Origin of the sequence: Nodosilinea sp. E11, from assembly GCF_032813545.1 — a bacterium.
Classification (GTDB): domain Bacteria; phylum Cyanobacteriota; class Cyanobacteriia; order Phormidesmidales; family Phormidesmidaceae; genus Nodosilinea.
In genome coordinates this window covers 4,773,536-4,789,665 of sequence record NZ_CP136520.1, presented here as the reverse complement: position 1 = coordinate 4,789,665, position 16,130 = coordinate 4,773,536, and the positions used below count along the sequence as shown (strand labels likewise).

Genomic DNA, 16,130 nt, shown 5'->3' with positions numbered 1-16,130 from the left:
CCATCCTCCAAAAACATTGGGCGGGCAATGCCCACCCAAATCACAATTTTCTAAGCTAAGCCTGCCCGTTAGCCACCAGCCAAACGTAGGCCAATACCCCTAGCGCCGCCACTCCAGCTAAGGCATCCCCTTGTTGACGCACAAAGGTCTGAAAAATAGCCCAGGCATCGCTCAGCAACTGCCGACGCGTTTGGCCGAGTTCTACCATTAGCGCTTTAACCTTAAGGTCGACTTCGTCGATGGTTAGCTCTTGGCGACGGTAGGCAGCTTCAACCTCGTCCAACTTGCGCCAGTAATCTCGGGTAGCCCCAATTAGGTCAGGAAGCATTTATAACATTTTGTAACTGCGTTATTGACATCCTAACGCTTCCAATAGTTAGGGGTGGTCAACTCCAGGGTCTCCCGAGTAAAATCTCTCCCTTGCCCTATGCCTGACGAAAGGGAACTGGAGGTGATCAGTCCCGGTCAACCTCCCTGCCATCCACCACCCGTTCCTCCCGCCAATCAGCACAAGCTCCCGTCCCCTGCCACCCCTGGGGGTGGATCGCACAGACCAAAGTACTGCGCCGAGCCCGGCTAGTTCCGTAGGCAATGCCGTGATAGTTTGCACAGCCCTGGCACGGAGATGGACGATTAGAGGGCCGATCGCGAAAGCCGACCTGCGATCGCAAAATCTGCTGCTTGCTTTGTCGCCGTTGCCATTGCTCATAGGCCCGCCGTCGGCACAAGTCATTGGCTCGGTGAAAGAGTCCGTCGGTTATGCTCACGACCTGTTCTCTCCATCGGGTTGCAGTGCTAGCCAGGCCAAAGGTAGCCGTCGATCGAGCTAGCATTAGACTGTTTATCGGCCCAACGGCTGGCCTAGCTCTAGCCTACCCAACAGAACCAGGCAATTTTTGAAAACTTATAAGGCTGCAATGTGAGCGGCAACGGGCAAGGTAGCCCTTGAACCGGAACCATCCCCTTTGCTCCAGTCTTCCCCGCCAATGCTGCTGAAGGGCAGCGGTACCATAGGAAGGCAGCCTAACTCTCCCCACCGCCGCCCGTGACCCCGCATGGATCTGTTTGACCATAGCCGCCAGGTACAAATTGCCCAAGATGCCCCCTTGGCGGCCAGGCTGCGGCCCCGCAGCCTGGATGAGTTTATTGGTCAAGATGCGGTGGTCGGGCCGGGCCGACTCCTGCGACGAGCCATTCAGGCTGATCAGCTGTCGTCGCTGATCTTTTTTGGCCCACCCGGTACTGGCAAAACCACCCTGGCCCAAATTATTGCCAATACCACCAGCGCTCACTTCATTGCCCTCAACGCTGTTCTGGCCGGGGTAAAAGATATTCGCGAGGCGATCGCCGCCGCCCAAGACCTGCGCGGTCAGTACGGTAGACGCACGATTCTGTTCATTGACGAAGTCCACCGGTTCAACAAGGCCCAGCAAGACGCCCTGCTGCCCTGGGTAGAAAACGGCACCGTGATTTTGATTGGGGCCACCACCGAGAACCCTTACTTTGAGGTCAACAAGGCCCTGGTCAGCCGATCGCGCATTTTTCAGCTTAAGCCCCTAGAGCCAGCGGATCTGTACCGGGTGGTCGAGCAGGCGCTGGCGGATAGCGACCGGGGCTATGGCGATCGCCCCATACAGCTCGAACCCGCCGCCCTCGACCATCTGGTCAACGTGGCCAACGGCGATGCCCGCGCCCTGCTCAACGCCCTAGAGTTGGCAGTAGAAACCACCCCCCCCATTGATGGCCAAATTTCTATCACCCTAGCGGTGGCCGAAGACTCGATCCAGCAGCGGGCCGTACTCTACGACAAAGAAGGCGACGCCCATTTTGACACCATCAGCGCCTTTATTAAAAGCGTGCGCGGCTCTGACCCCGATGCCGCACTGTACTGGCTCGCCCGCATGGTCTATGCCGGCGAAGACCCTCGGTTTATCTTCCGCCGCCTGGTGATTTTGGCCAGTGAAGACATTGGCCTAGGCGATCCCCAGGCGGTGACCGTGGTGACCAGCTGCGCTGCCGCCTTCGACCGAGTCGGCATGCCCGAGGGTCGCTATCCCCTGGCCCAGGCCACGCTATATCTGGCCACTGCGCCAAAATCCAACAGCACCATGGGCTTTTTTGATGCCCTCGCCGCCATTGAGCAAGAGCGTGAGCAAGATGTGCCCAACCCCCTGCGGGATGGCAACCGCGATAGCAAAGGGTTTGGCCACGGTCAGGGCTACCTATATCCCCACTCCTACCGCGAACACTGGATAGCCCAGCAGTACTTACCCAGTGGCTTGCAGGGGCAGGTATTTTACCAACCCTCAGACCAGGGCTACGAAGCCAAGATTCAAACCCAGGTAGCCCAGCGACGGGAGGCCCAGCTGGCGGCCATGGTCGATGGCGGCGGCGCGCTGCCCGAAGCCCTCACCTATAGCCCCGACGACCCCGCCCGCGATCGCTGGCTACAGCGCACCCTTAGCCAGGCAGGCGAGCAATTGGGAACTGTGCGCGATCGCCTGTTTGCCCTAGCCCCACCCCAGCGCCATCACCGCATTCTCGACCTCAACGCTCGCACTGGCCTACTCACCTGGGAAGCCCTGCGCCGGGTCCCCGAGGGTGGGGTCTATGCCCGTGTCCATAGCAGCCAAGACCACGGTGCCCTTGAAGAACAAGCCGCCCAGTTGCCTGAGCTCCACCGGCCCGTGCTGGTGCACGCTGATTTCGAGGCTCTAGCGGCCTACCTAGCCGCCCATACCCCCGGCATTCACTTTGAGCGCATCATCGGGCGCAATGCCTTTGGCTCAGTCGTCAATCGAGACCGATTCATTGAAATTGTGCAGCAACTCCTGGCCCCGGCGGGCGTCGTACTGCTGGCAGAAACCATTCCCCGCCACAGCCAACGAATCTCAGCCCTGGTCGATCACACCGCCTTGAGCAAGGCATTGGTCAAACGCTGGCACCAGGCCGAAGCTGCGATCGCCCAGTCCTCCACCGATCCTCGCTTTAACTGGCAAGCCCAAACCTTAGAAGCCCGCTTCTGCAAAGCAGGCTTCACCGTCCAACTCACCGAAGACCTGCTCCACAGCCGGATTTATATTTCTCCGGCTTTACTGCAACGGTGGTTTGCGATCGGCAGCAGCACTCCCAGTTACCGCGACCAACTGGCTCAGCACCTCCCTGAGAAAGACATCACCGTCATTCAGCAAACATGCCAGCGACAATTGCAGGGGCAGACCGTCCAGTGGCGATCGCCCTTGGTATATGTAGTGGCCCAAGTCACCTAGCTCTAGACCCCATGAGGCCAAACCGTAGGAGCGCATCGCATGCGCCCTTAAAATCGGGGGTTAGCTAAGCAGGATTTAGGATTAGTCGGATAGCGGGCTAGTGGGCAGCTCTAAAGAATCTAGGCGATCGCCCAGGGGCACAAGCAGCTCTTGGTCGATCTCAACACCCGCATTGACCATAAAAAGCCGAAAAGATTCGTTTTGGCTGAGGTAGCTAGCATAGCCAGGCCTCAGATAGAGGCTGTACTCAGGGCGACGAGCAACGTAGCGGCCCACAAAGGCCAGCCCAACAGCATTCATATAGCGATCGACTACCTCCGGCTCGGCTAAGGTTAGCCCTGGCAGGGTAGTCAGCAGGTGAGATAGACCGGCATCAAGGGCAGAGAAATCAATGTGGGCTTGTCCTTCGATCAAGGCCAGCGATCGCTGTTCGGTGGCGTACCACGGAAAAGTGCGAAATTGCTCGAACACAGCCGGAGTCGCCGGATCGTGGCTGCCTGCCATCACCATGACGGGGACAGTCACGGCAGCTAAGCCCTCGGGGCCAAAGATGCTGCTGTTCACCGGATTGATGAGCAGCACGGACGTCACCCGAGGGTCACGGAAGCGGTAGGGCTGTGGGGGCAGGTGTAGCGCCTGGCACTGAAGCAGCAGGGAAATGTTGAGGTGAAGAAAGCGACGGTTACAGACTTGTTCTAGGTGGGGAAAGTTGAGCTCTGCTCCAGCGACGGCCAGGGCCGTATAGCCACCGAGAGAATGCCCCCCCACGCCGACCTGGGCAAGATTGAGACGCCCCTCGAATTCACTGGGGTTGAGGCGTTCTAGCTCGTTAAGCACAAAGGTGATGTCAAGGGGACGGTCGATAAACTCCTGGACATCAAACACATCGCGGCTCAAACCCGCTCGAAACTGAACGACCTGCTGAGCATCGCTGCCCGGATGTTGGGGCAGCACTACTACAATGCCGTGGGAGGCTAGATGGCTTGCCCAGCGATGGCGAGCTTCGGGGCTAGAAGACAGCCCATGGGAAAACACGAGAACCGGAGCCTGACCGCGCCACTGGCGAGGATGCACCACATCGATATAGAGCTGACGTTCTCGCTCACCATCGGTCAAATGGAATCGCTGGATATTGACCCGATTTGGCCCCGGCATGGCTAGGTCACTCAAGCCGCCGTAGTCGAGGGGAGCGACGACGGCAGCTTGGGCGGTGGTGAGAGACGCCAGTTGCACAATAGAGTCGTTGGTGGCGCTAACCACCTGGTCAATGGCCTGGGCAACAGCCAGGGCATCGGTAACGTTGATCTGCATGTCGACGGGCAGGGCGCGTATAGCGCTAATGGCCGATAGCCCCTCCGGCGAAGTCGCCGCCTGAATCAGCGCGGCGCGCAGGGCTAGTTTACCGTTATCGCCCGTGCGAGTTCGAACAATGGAGCCGACTTGGGCGAGCAGATCTTCGCCTAGGGTGGTGTAGAGAAAGCGAGACAACAGTGGCCCATCTATGGCTAGAGGCGTAGTGAGGTTCTGTCGGAGTTGTTCGATCTGACCGTCGTTGAGTTTGGCTAGGTTGAGATAAAACGCCAGATCGTCTTCCAGCTGGCCTAACTCGATGAGAGTCTCTAAGGAACTGGTGCGCACGGAGCGCTCGAGGAGACCGTACCGAAAGAAAATGGCGTCTGCAGCCCGCACCGGTAAACTACCGAGCAAAGTCATTCCCAGGGTAACGCTGCTCAAACCGAGGGCAACCCAGTTAGGCCGCCGCCATATTTTGACCCTACGCCAGACCATGGGGTTACTCCAAGGGTAAATAAGCAGGTGAGGAGAGGGTTAGCCACCATCAGGCTCCACCCCGGGGTAGTTAGCCTAGGGCCAACGCAGTCGGCGCAAAATAATCATATTTGCCCCTACCACTGGGTTGCGAGCGACAACAATACCCTCAGGATCGCGCAGTTGCAGGGTGCCGAACTGGAGGCCCTGGGCCTGGGTGTAGATGTCTTGAGCCACGTCGTCTTGCTGAGTAGACAGCAGGCCGTACCAAGTCTCAGCCAGATTAATGTCTAACGTATTTTTCGGCAGGTTTACCTCTACTGATTGGATGAGACCCGCCCCGTAGGAACGGCTGATGCGACTGACTCGGGTTTGAATGTCGGCAATCAGACTTTGTTCGGGCGTAGGTTCAGCGATGGTAGCGGGTTCGGAAGCCTCTGGGGCTTCTGTCTCACCCGAGAGCGTCGCCCCTGGTTCTGCCAACCAATCTGACGGTGGAGCCGTAGCAGAGGGTTGCGGTTCTGAGGTCATGGTGGATTCGCCCCGGCCTGCCCCGAGGGGGTTCCACAACGCCAATACCAACATCAGCAGCCCCAGGGCGATCGCCGTCAGTATTTCGTCAGACAGCTTGCGCTGAAGATCGGCGGGGAGCTGCGATCGCACCCAACGCAACCCCTGCTTCCAGACCGTAGCCGCCTCCGCCAGCAGCAATAGCAGTTGATCTACCACGCCTAGTTCCTTCGGCTGGTAGGGCAGATCGGTGTCAGCCCATACATCTTCTGCGGGCGCAATTGAACGGGGCGATTGGGCGGACATAGCTGCCGTAGAGGGAGGCTGAGATCTAGACGTGTAGACAGTTTCACCTGGACCTGAGGGGGGCGGCTGAGGCACTTCCGGGGCTTGAAGATCGCTGTCTGTCCAGACCTCTGGCTCAGGGGTGAGAGGTCGCCCCTGAGTCAGGGCTGGGTCGGCGGCGGCAGCGTTGGCCTCAGCAGCCCTGGCATCGCGGTGATCGCCCCGCAGCGATTGGCCACGATCGCGGCTGAAGCCTGGCTCCTGGGAGGCAAGATAGGTGGGGTTATTCTCTTCAGGAGTGGAGGCTGAGCTTCGATCTACCGGCTCCAGCCCCGCTTCGCCATCGGCAGGGTCGTAACGGCGAGGCGGCGGAACGGGGGGAATTTCTTCTGGAAAGTTGGGGTCTTGAGGTGTCATGGGTTAACCCACCTAGCCACGGTAACCGGCATCTGCTGCGGGGCGACCCCAAAGGAGCCGATCCCTTTCAATAGTGCCACGTTTCCCAGAAATCCTGGGGCAGAAATCTTGGATCAAAACTCTCTGGGTTAAAAATCCTTGGATCAAGATTTTGGGTCGTTGGTTGCTGCCCGAAGACTTGACCAAGCTGATGGTAACAGGCTCTCAACGTTGAGGGGATCAGGTTCAAGGGTTCAGGTTCATGGCGGACCTGACACCCGAAACCTTGAATCTGAAACCTTGCCCCCTCACCTGTCACCTTTGACTTGGCAGACTACTAGATGAATGCCGCCGCACTCTGGTGCAGAATCAGCCGGTTGCCCGCCGGATCATAGACATAGACCTCACGCCCGTGGGAGGCGACCATCACCGGACCAGGAGGAGGTTGGCCGAGGTCAATCAGATGGGCGATCGCCGTGTCTAAATCGGCCACCTCTAAGCACAGGCTCATGGCCCCGCTGGTGGGTGCTTCAAACTGAGTCGCATGCTCAGCACTAGGTTTAAAAATGGCTAACCTGAGCCCTGGCAGCTGAAACTCAGCATAGCGATCGGGCTGGTAGGGGTGGGCCGATTGGCTAAACAGAGCGCTGTAAAACGAAACCAACCCGTCAAAATGCGTGCTAGCCAAAGCAATAAAACTACTGGTACAACCTAAAGGCGTTTGTGTCACAGGGTTCTTTACAGGCTGTTTAGAGACAGGCTAGAGGATGCATGGCGGCATCTCTCGATCTAGGCCCCATCACCTCATATAGCTATAGTCACCTGGGTTAGGATATCCAGAACCCTAAAAACGTTCGAACGTTCAAACGGTCTTAGAGGAAATGTCTTAACCGGCCTGGCTACAGCTATACCTTGCCCTAATCTAGCTCCCATTCAGTGGCGTATTGCAGCATCAGCGGGGGCAGGTGCAGATCTTTGGGGGTTTTGCAGCGGGCCTCAAAAATGCCCAAAATATCCTTCACGCTGGGTTTGCCCTTACTGCTGCCGGTAATGCCGCTGGCAATGATGACGGCGCAGGCCCCATTGCAGTCGCTTTGCCAATGGTGCCAGCGCTCTAGCAGATGGCGATCGGCACTGCCGTTGGTTTCATACTCTGCAAACAGGTGGAGTTCGCCATCGCCAGTTTGCAGCAGGCCAAGTTCAAAGGCATCGCCACTGAAGGGATCACTGCCAGGGTTAAAACAGACCGCCTCTACCCCCTGGGCCTGCTGTAGCTGCTGAATCAGCGTCTTGGCCTTGGGTCGAGAGGTTTGAATCAGCACCACCGGCAGGCTCGGAGCATCGGCGGCATCCTGGGCAGAATGGCCATTGCATTGAAATGCAATGGTGGGGTTGTGGTGTAGCTCGTTGATCAGCTGCCGCTGAAATTGGGTCAGAATGATGATTGCCCCTTCGGGCACATAGTCATCGCGCAGCACTGGAAAATTGGGTAGGTCCCGAGGGCCATCTTCAAAGGCGCTATCGGTTTGATCGGCTAACTCTGCGGTCACCTCGGGCAGGGTCTTGACAGTAACTTTCAGCGGCGATGCTCCCCCATTCTTTTCAGGATTAGGGATTTTATAAGTGCTCTGGAGCGCCTTAAGGGGTGGTTTTTCGAGCTGGGCGCGATAGCGGGTGACGAAGCGATGAATGGCCTCCATGGCGACTAAAAAGGTAGCGCCTTCTTCGTCGGCGAGCTGACTGCGCATGCCCTCTAGGGGATGAATGCTACCGAAATCGGGTTGTACTGCTTCAGGAGCCGAGGCCAACCAACTCGCGGGCTGAGGAGCCAGCGCAAAGGGCTCGTCATCGAACAGTTCAAAATTTAGAAACAGACAGTCTTGTTCTAAAAAGGCCTCCTGCATTTGCTTGGGCGACTGCTGCCCCAGCAACACCCGCTGACGAAACTGCTTGAGCGAGTCAAGGGAGCGATACATCAGCAGCCCGTATTCCACACCGCCCATGCCCAGCATCGACACGTAGAGGGTTTCAAGATCCCAGGTGTTGAGTTCGACCGCCAGTACCTGCTGCTCGTTGAGGGTGTTCCAGGGGGCCAGTTCCCAGATCTCCATGGCTTTGTCGAGCATGGCCTCAGCGTAGCGGGCGGGCAGCTCTGCCTCGGTCATTTCGGCTGACTGTTGCAGGGCGTTGAAGAGTTCGTCAATCAGGGGAAGCTCGGGGGCATAGTCAATGCCAATGTCGAGGCCCTGAAGAGCGCCGCGCAGGTAAAACTGAATTTCGCGATCGCTGACCACAATCTTCTGCGGACGAGCCGGAGGCAGGTTGCCCTGAGGGGTTTCGATCGCCTGAATTAAAGTGCGCACAATGGGTTCGTAGCCGCTGGTGGCAGGCACAATGGTGAGACCCCGAACCGCGCCGTGGCTGCTGTCAACCCAGAGAATACAGTCGCTCGTTTCGGTGTGGCGCTGGCGCAGTCCGGCATCCTCATCCATCAAGCTGCCCACCGAGCGGCGATCGCCCTCCCACACGCTGGCTACGCGGGGCAGCCGCTTTAGGCGATCTAGGGTAATGCGGTTCAATCGGGTCATGGGCTAAGGGTAACGATGTGGGGAAGACGAAATTATGGGAACAGAACTTTAGGCTACCGCTGGCTGGCTCTGAGCATAGCGGCCTCTCGGGAACGGCTGAAGTCAGCATAGCCAAGTTTAATCGCCAACTGTCGGCTCTAGCGCGACGATATGCCTTGATCGATTAAACCGAACTGCTAGGCCAATCCCCAGCTACGGCGGCCTAGAGGGCAGCGACACAGCTAGCAATGGCCCAAAATGACTGCTATAAACTATAGAAATTCCTGAGGGTAACGACTGAGGAAAGGGCGCGAAAGTGTTAGATTTCAAAACATTTTTCTTCTGCTTAGGCTAGGTAGAGGAGACTCTGTTTATGATTAGGAGAGTTGTACTTACATCGAAAGGTTGCCATGGCTCAAGCCACCGAACAGACCCGAGGCATTTTAATGTCGGAAACGGCCCTTCGGCACGTTAAGGCACTCCAAGCATCTCAAGGCAATAAAGAACTCTGCTTGCGCGTCGGGGTTCGCCAGGGCGGCTGCTCTGGCATGTCCTACACCATGGATTTTGAAGATCCGGCCAACATCAACGAACACGACGAAGTCTACGACTACGAAGGCTTTCGGGTGATCTGCGACAAAAAGAGCTTGCTCTATCTCTACGGCCTTATGCTCGACTACAGCGACGCGCTGATCGGCGGCGGCTTTCAGTTCACTAACCCCAACGCGGTACAGACCTGCGGCTGCGGTAAATCCTTCGGGGCGTAGGCGCGATCGCCCCTTTTACCACCGTCGGATGGGCACGCCGGGTTTGCCCATCCGACGGTGGGCGTCAATTTGTGCTTTGCTAGATACCGGCTTAGATATCTTATAGATCATGACTCAAACCGTTGAAGCCCTGTTTGACGAGGGCATCGAGCGTTACAAAAAGGGGGAAGACCCCGCCGAGCTAATACCGGTATTTAAAGAAGTGTGCGATCGCGCCCCCAAGAGCAGCGCCGCCTGGGCCTGCCTGGCCTGGCTCTACCTGCTCACCGACAAGCCCAGCGCTGGCCTCAAAGCCGCCCAAAAATCTGTCAAGCTCAATCCCCAAGATCCCCAAGGGCGGGTAAACCTAGCGGTGGCTATGCTCGATGCTGGTAAACCCGGCGTGCGCGATCACATCGAAATTGCCAGTCAGGTGATGACCGTGGCCGACGACCTACGCACCGAAGTAATGCAGAGCATCGACGATGGTCTTGCCCGCAAGCCCGACTGGAAGAGTCTGGCCCGTGTCAAGCAGTGGCTGGAGTAGAGGGTTTGCCCCAAAAACCGGGTTTCTTCCTTGCGATCGCCAACTAACTGGCCTAGATCACAGGAGAAACCCGGCTTCTCTTGAGAACCTCGTCTACTGGCCGTACCACTCCTGCCGCCACTGCATCATCTGATCGATCTCGGCCTGCTGCGAGCTGATAATATCTTCGGCCAGGGTGAGCAGTTCAGGCCGTTCGCTTTTGCCCTGCAAATCCTCCGCCATCGCCACGGCCCCCTCATGGTGAGGAATCATCGCGTTAATAAAGCGCAGGTCAAACTCCTCATCGGCCCCGCCCAGATCCATATCCATGCGCATGGCAGCAATCATGTCTTTACTCATGGGCATGTCGTGGTTCATTTCAGCGTGGTACATCACTGGCTCGGCGGGGGCGTTGGGGTACCACTCGGCCCGCCACTCCTGCATCTGAGCAATTTCCACGGCCTGGGCGGCAATAATCTCCTCCGCTAGTTGGCGAATTTCGGGTCGCTGAGAATTTTCTAGCGCTGCCTCGGCCATCACCACGGCTCCTTCATGGTGGGGAATCATGCCGTCGATAAAGCGTAGGTCGTAGGTGGCATCAGCGGGGCCGAGATTCATGGCGTGGCCCTGATCACCGTGACCACCATGCATCATGGCGTCACTGTGGCCTTCGTGCATACCGCTATGCCCCTGGTGCATCGAGTTGCCGCAAGCGGCTAGGGGGATCAGAGTACCTAGGGCCAGCATCGTAGCCAGGGGGCGATTCAATCGCATGTTCAGTCTCCTAAATGCTTGTTCAATTTAGCCTACACATTCCAGCCTGCTAGAGAGTCAAGGTCGTAGACCATAGTCTCGCCAATATCGCGACGGTATCGGGCAAGATGTATCACATCAGTGCTTAGCCCCTCGTCCTGAGACTGCTACCCCTTGAAGTTTTCAAGAGGCCAGTCCCTTGGATCCGCTAATGACCGATGTTTTGCCTTGAGCAGAGTTTATTTAATCTTTTGTTACTTAAATGAGAGACAAGGTCGCAAACTGCGGTAAGTTTTGTAAACAAATTCGAGCGTTGTTTATTTCAAATTGTGTCGCATGAACTCCCTCAAGCCTTATCAGGCAAGGATTTCTGGTACAAACAGGAAAGATACATTCGTTTTTGCTTTCGTTACGAAATATTTCCTGTAAAGTCTGAAATAACGCGTAACTACCGATTGTGTCAGTCGCCATGACTCAAGTCGGTGTTCTAGTTTCCTCACTGCCCCAGCCTAGCCGCGAAAGGAGTTTTACTGCATGTTCACCCACGTCAAGCCCACTGTGCGCCACATTGCCCCCGACGATCTCAACGGGCGCCGTCTGGTTAAGGTGGTCTATGTGGTTTTGGAGCCTCAATACCAGAGCTCTCTGTCGTCGGCCATCCGGTCGATCAACGCTAGCAATTCTCAGGTGGCCTTCGAAGTCAACGGCTACCTGATTGAAGAACTGCGCGACGCCAACAACTACGCGGCGTTTAAACAAGATGTGGCCGAGGCCAACGTATTTATCGCCTCGCTGATCTTCATTGAAGACCTGGCCGACAAGGTGGTCGAGGCTGTCGCCCCAGTGCGCGACCAGCTCGATGTAGCCGTGTGCTTCCCCTCCATGCCCCAGGTAATGCGCCTCAACAAGATGGGCAGCTTCTCCATGGCCCAATTGGGTCAGTCGAAGAGCATGATCGCCTCCTTCATGAAAAAGCGGAAGGAGAAGTCGGGGGCAGGTTTCCAGGACGCCATGCTGAAGCTGCTGCGCACCCTGCCCACGGTGCTGAAGTACCTGCCGGTGGAAAAGGCCCAGGATGCCCGCAACTTCATGCTCAGCTTCCAGTACTGGCTGGGCGGTTCCCCTGAGAACCTAGAGAATTTCTTCCTGATGCTGGCCGATCGCTACGTGATCACCGACAGCCCAATTGAGGGCGCGCCCCAGGCCGAGAGCCTAGAGTACGAAGAGCCCGTCACCTACCCCGACATGGGCATTTGGCACCCCATGGCCCCGCACATGTTTGAGGATATTAAGGAGTACCTCAACTGGCACAGCTCCCGCCGCGATATCTCTGAAGACCTCAAAGACCCCCTGGCCCCCACCATTGGCCTGGTGCTGCAACGCACCCACCTGGTCACCGGCGACGAGGCCCACTATGTGGCCATGGTGCAGGAGTTTGAATACCTGGGCGCGAAGGTGATCCCCGTGTTTGCGGGCGGGCTCGATTTCTCCAAGCCCGTGGATGCCTACTTCTTTGACCCGGTTGACAACAGCAAAACCATTGTCGATGCCGTGGTTTCCCTCACCGGCTTTGCTCTGGTGGGTGGCCCCGCCCGTCAAGACCACCCCAAGGCGATCGAGACCCTGAAACGGCTCAACCGCCCCTACATGGTGGCGCTGCCCCTGGTGTTCCAAACCACCGAAGAGTGGGAAGACAGCGATCTGGGCCTGCACCCGATTCAGGTGGCGCTGCAGATGGCGATTCCTGAGCTGGATGGGGCGATCGAACCGATCGTGCTTTCGGGCCGTGATGGATTAACTGGTCGGGCGATTTCTCTACAAGACCGGATCGAATCGATCACCCAGCGGGCGATGAAGTGGGCCAACCTACGCCGCAAGCCCAAGCTCGACAAAAAGCTGGCGATCACCGTGTTCAGCTTTCCCCCCGACAAGGGCAACGTCGGCACCGCTGCCTACCTGGATGTGTTCGGCTCCATCTATAAAGTGCTGGAGGCGATGAAGCAAAACGGCTACGACGTGCAGGATCTGCCCGAGTCGCCCGAAGCCCTGCTGCAAGAAGTGATCCACGACGCCCAGGCCCAGTACGCCAGCCCCGAGCTAAATATCGCCTACCGCATGCCGGTGCGCGAGTACCAGGCGCTGACCCCCTACGCCGAGCGGCTGGAAGAAAACTGGGGGCCACCGCCGGGCAACCTGAATACCGACGGCGAAAACATGCTGGTCTACGGTAAGGCCTTTGGCAATGTGTTCATCGGCGTGCAGCCCACCTTCGGCTACGAAGGCGACCCGATGCGGCTGCTGTTCTCCCGCTCTGCCAGCCCCCACCACGGCTTCGCGGCCTACTACACCTTCCTGAACAAAATCTGGGGCGCGGATGCGGTGCTGCACTTTGGCACCCACGGGTCTTTGGAATTCATGCCCGGCAAGCAAATGGGTATGTCGGGCACCTGCTACCCCGACAACCTGATCGGCAGCATCCCCAACCTCTACTACTACGCGGCCAACAACCCCTCCGAGGCGACCATCGCCAAGCGCCGAGGCTATGCCGAGACCATCAGCTACCTGACCCCTCCTGCTGAGAATGCGGGTCTCTATAAGGGGCTAAAAGAGCTAAGCGAGCTGATCGGCTCCTACCAGGGCAACAAGGAGAGCGGTCGGGCGGTGCAGATCGTCAACGCCATTATTGAAACGGCGCGGATCTGTAACCTCGATCGAGACGTGGCACTGCCCGAAGGCGACTCCGGGGAGCTTTCCAATGACGAGCGCGACAACCTGGTGGGCAAGATCTACATCAAGCTGATGGAGATCGAGTCGCGGCTGCTGCCCTGCGGTCTGCACGTGGTGGGCAAGCCGCCCACAGCTGAAGAGGCGATCGCCACCCTAGTCAACATCGGCAGCCTCGATCGCGAAGAGGACGGCATCAAGAGCCTCCAGCGGATCATCGCTGAGAGCCTGGGCCGCGATATTGACGATATCTACGGAAACAGCGATCGCGGCCACCTGGCCGACGTCCAACTCCTGTATGACATCAACCAGGGGGTACGGGCCGCCGTTGCCGCCCTCGTCCAGGAGCAAATCGATGCTGAAGGGCGGGTGTCTAAGGTGTCGCGGCTCAACTTCTTCAACATTGGCCGCAAAGAACCCTGGGTCAAAGCTCTCCATGAGGCGGGCTACACCAAGGTGGACAGCGAAGCCCTCAAGCCCCTAATGGAGTACCTGGAGTTTTGCCTGGAGCAGGTCTGCGCCGACAACGAACTGGGTGCCCTACTCCAAGCCCTCGAAGGCGAGTACATTCTCCCCGGTCCCGGCGGCGACCCGATCCGCAACCCCGATGTGCTGCCCACCGGCAAAAACATCCACGCCCTCGACCCCCAGTCGATCCCCACAACGGCGGCGGTGCAGTCCGCCAAGATTGTGGTGGATAGATTACTGGAGCGGCAACGCCAGGAAAACGGCGGGGCCTACCCCGAAACCATCGCCACCGTGCTCTGGGGCACCGACAACATCAAAACCTACGGCGAATCCCTGGCTCAGATTATGTGGTTTGTGGGTGTCAAGCCCGTGCCCGACTCCTTGGGCCGGGTGAACAAACTGGAGCTGCTGTCCCTTGAAGAGCTGGGTCGCCCCCGCGTTGACATCGTGGTCAACTGCTCTGGAGTTTTCCGCGACCTGTTCATCAACCAGATGGCCTTGTTGGATCGCGCCGTGAAAATGGCCGCCGAAGCCGACGAGCCCCTGGAGATGAATTTCGTTCGCAAACACGCCCTGGAGCAGGCCGCAGAGATGGGCATTGGCCTACGCGAAGCCGCCACCCGCATCTTCTCCAATGCCTCAGGTTCCTACTCCTCCAACATCAACCTGGCGGTAGAGAACAGCACCTGGGAGAACGAGGCCGAACTCCAGGAGATGTACCTGAAGCGCAAGTCCTTTGCCTTCAACTCCGACAACCCCGGCGTGATGGACAGCAACCGGGGCCTGTTTGAGTCGGCCCTGAAGACCGCCGAGGCCACCTTCCAAAACCTGGATTCCTCGGAGATCTCCCTCACCGACGTGTCGCACTACTTCGACTCTGACCCCACCAAGCTGGTGGCGTCTCTGCGCGAAGACGGTAAGGCTCCGGCTGCCTACATCGCCGACACCACCACCGCCAACGCCCAGGTGCGCACCCTGTCGGAAACGGTGAGACTGGATGCCCGCACCAAAATGCTCAACCCCAAGTGGTACGAGGGCATGCTCTCCCACGGCTACGAAGGGGTGCGGGAACTCTCTAAGCGCCTGGTGAATACCATGGGCTGGTCGGCCACCGCTGGCGCGGTCGATAACTGGGTCTACGAAGATGTCAACACCACCTTCATTCAAGACCCGGAGATGTGCAAGCGCCTGATGGATCTCAACCCCAACTCGTTCCGCCGTATGGTCTCGACCCTGCTGGAGGTAAACGGGCGCGGCTATTGGGAAACCAGCGACGAAAACCTGGAGAAGCTACAAGAGCTGTACCAGGAAGTAGAAGACCGCATTGAGGGAGTGGAGTAAACCCCAGTGATCGGTTGACTGATGGGGTGGGCTGGTGTCCATCCCATCAGTTCGTTAAGCGGGCTAAGCCGATTAGCCCTGGCAGGGGAAGGTGGGGATGGCCAAGGCTGCGATCGCACCTTCCACGCGTTTATTTGTTGCCTTAGCCACAGCTCCAGCAATTCGATTTGCCTGTTCGGAGGATGCCCCTAGCTGTACCAACCGAGCATTTAAAGCATCGTTAAATAAAACCGCCAGGGACGATTGGTGAAAGTGCAGCGCCGCCAATTGGGCATCTTCATCGGTGAGTTCAACGCTGCCTAAAGCTTTGACCTGAAGGGTAATAGTTTTGGCCTGGGGGCTGTTGTCTTTAGTCGAAAGCCACTGCTCGACTTTAGGATGTCTTTTGACAAAGTCTCGAAAGCTGTCTAAGTAGGCCGCCTGGCTAATCAGCGCCACCGACTGAGCTAGGCTGGGCTCTGTTTGGGTTGCGTCTCCATAGACCTTTAACAGCCCAGTGCCAATCGACCAAAAGGGCAGGGGTGCCCCCAAGAGCTTGCCCAGGGGCGCATTTATCGCATCAAGCAGCGAGTCAAGCTGAGTTAATAGGGGAGCTAACTGTTGCAGGGTAGGTTTTTCTGCTGCCAGCAACTCCGCCAGAGCCAGGACGACATCGGCGGCATCGGCAGCGCGGCCTGGAATATTGAGAGCAGCCAAATCGCAAATGTCGGTGGTAAGAAAATTCCAAAGGCGGGTGGCCATGGCGGGCAGGTCTCTATGGGGGCTGTCGGGGCGTTAC

The 16,130-nt window shown here is 57.8% G+C and carries 12 protein-coding genes; 4 read left to right on the top strand and 8 right to left on the bottom strand.

Going from position 1 to position 16,130, the window contains the following annotated elements:
- Nucleotides 1-55: 55 nt before the first annotated feature.
- Both RRF56_RS23525 and RRF56_RS23520 read right to left on the bottom strand, forming a co-directional pair.
- A complete protein-coding gene (locus RRF56_RS23525; RefSeq protein WP_317035584.1) occupies nt 56-328 on the bottom strand; it encodes a hypothetical protein in 273 nt (90 codons plus the stop codon).
- Between the two features lie 127 nt (nt 329-455).
- Nucleotides 456-767, bottom strand: a complete 312-nt coding sequence (locus tag RRF56_RS23520) for a hypothetical protein (RefSeq protein WP_317035583.1) — start codon at nt 765-767, stop codon at nt 456-458.
- Nucleotides 768-1,055: 288 nt separating this feature from the next.
- On the opposite strand from RRF56_RS23520, the gene RRF56_RS23515 reads away from it, so the two are divergent.
- On the top strand, nt 1,056-3,269 hold the full coding sequence (locus RRF56_RS23515; RefSeq protein ID WP_317035582.1) for an AAA family ATPase: 2,214 nt from the start codon (nt 1,056-1,058) through the stop codon (nt 3,267-3,269).
- A gap of 81 nt (nt 3,270-3,350) precedes the next feature.
- On the opposite strand, the gene RRF56_RS23510 is transcribed toward RRF56_RS23515, so the two are convergent.
- The 4 genes from RRF56_RS23510 to RRF56_RS23495 all read right to left on the bottom strand — a co-directional run bounded on the left by RRF56_RS23510 (nt 3,351) and on the right by RRF56_RS23495 (nt 8,815).
- The gene (locus RRF56_RS23510) at nt 3,351-5,057 is read right to left on the bottom strand and encodes an alpha/beta hydrolase (RefSeq protein ID WP_317035581.1); all 1,707 of its coding nucleotides are present in this window, start codon (nt 5,055-5,057) and stop codon (nt 3,351-3,353) included.
- Between the two features lie 75 nt (nt 5,058-5,132).
- Nucleotides 5,133-6,248, bottom strand: a complete 1,116-nt coding sequence (locus RRF56_RS23505) for a hypothetical protein (protein ID WP_317035580.1) — start codon at nt 6,246-6,248, stop codon at nt 5,133-5,135.
- A 316-nt stretch (nt 6,249-6,564) separates the two neighbouring features.
- On the bottom strand, nt 6,565-6,915 hold the full coding sequence (locus tag RRF56_RS23500) for a VOC family protein (RefSeq protein WP_317035579.1): 351 nt from the start codon (nt 6,913-6,915) through the stop codon (nt 6,565-6,567).
- 229 nt (nt 6,916-7,144) lie between these two features.
- Nucleotides 7,145-8,815, bottom strand: a complete 1,671-nt coding sequence (locus RRF56_RS23495; RefSeq protein WP_317035578.1) for a DUF6930 domain-containing protein — start codon at nt 8,813-8,815, stop codon at nt 7,145-7,147.
- 389 nt (nt 8,816-9,204) lie between these two features.
- Here RRF56_RS23495 and RRF56_RS23490 point away from each other — a divergent pair, with 389 nt between their 5' ends.
- Nucleotides 9,205-9,561 (top strand): iron-sulfur cluster assembly accessory protein, encoded by a 357-nt coding sequence (locus tag RRF56_RS23490; RefSeq protein ID WP_317035577.1) that lies wholly within the window; start codon nt 9,205-9,207, stop codon nt 9,559-9,561.
- A gap of 109 nt (nt 9,562-9,670) precedes the next feature.
- On the top strand, nt 9,671-10,087 hold the full coding sequence (locus RRF56_RS23485) for a hypothetical protein (protein ID WP_317035576.1): 417 nt from the start codon (nt 9,671-9,673) through the stop codon (nt 10,085-10,087).
- A gap of 93 nt (nt 10,088-10,180) precedes the next feature.
- Here RRF56_RS23485 and RRF56_RS23480 read toward each other — a convergent pair whose 3' ends face one another.
- The gene (locus RRF56_RS23480) at nt 10,181-10,840 is read right to left on the bottom strand and encodes a DUF305 domain-containing protein (RefSeq protein ID WP_317035575.1); all 660 of its coding nucleotides are present in this window, start codon (nt 10,838-10,840) and stop codon (nt 10,181-10,183) included.
- Between the two features lie 513 nt (nt 10,841-11,353).
- Here RRF56_RS23480 and RRF56_RS23475 point away from each other — a divergent pair.
- Nucleotides 11,354-15,352 carry a magnesium chelatase subunit H gene (locus RRF56_RS23475; RefSeq protein ID WP_317035574.1) on the top strand — a complete coding sequence of 1,333 codons (3,999 nt, stop codon included), beginning with the start codon at nt 11,354-11,356 and terminating at the stop codon, nt 15,350-15,352.
- 72 nt (nt 15,353-15,424) lie between these two features.
- Here RRF56_RS23475 and RRF56_RS23470 read toward each other — a convergent pair whose 3' ends face one another.
- A complete protein-coding gene (locus tag RRF56_RS23470; RefSeq protein WP_317035573.1) occupies nt 15,425-16,093 on the bottom strand; it encodes a hypothetical protein in 669 nt (222 codons plus the stop codon).
- Between the last annotated feature and the right edge of the window lie 37 nt (nt 16,094-16,130).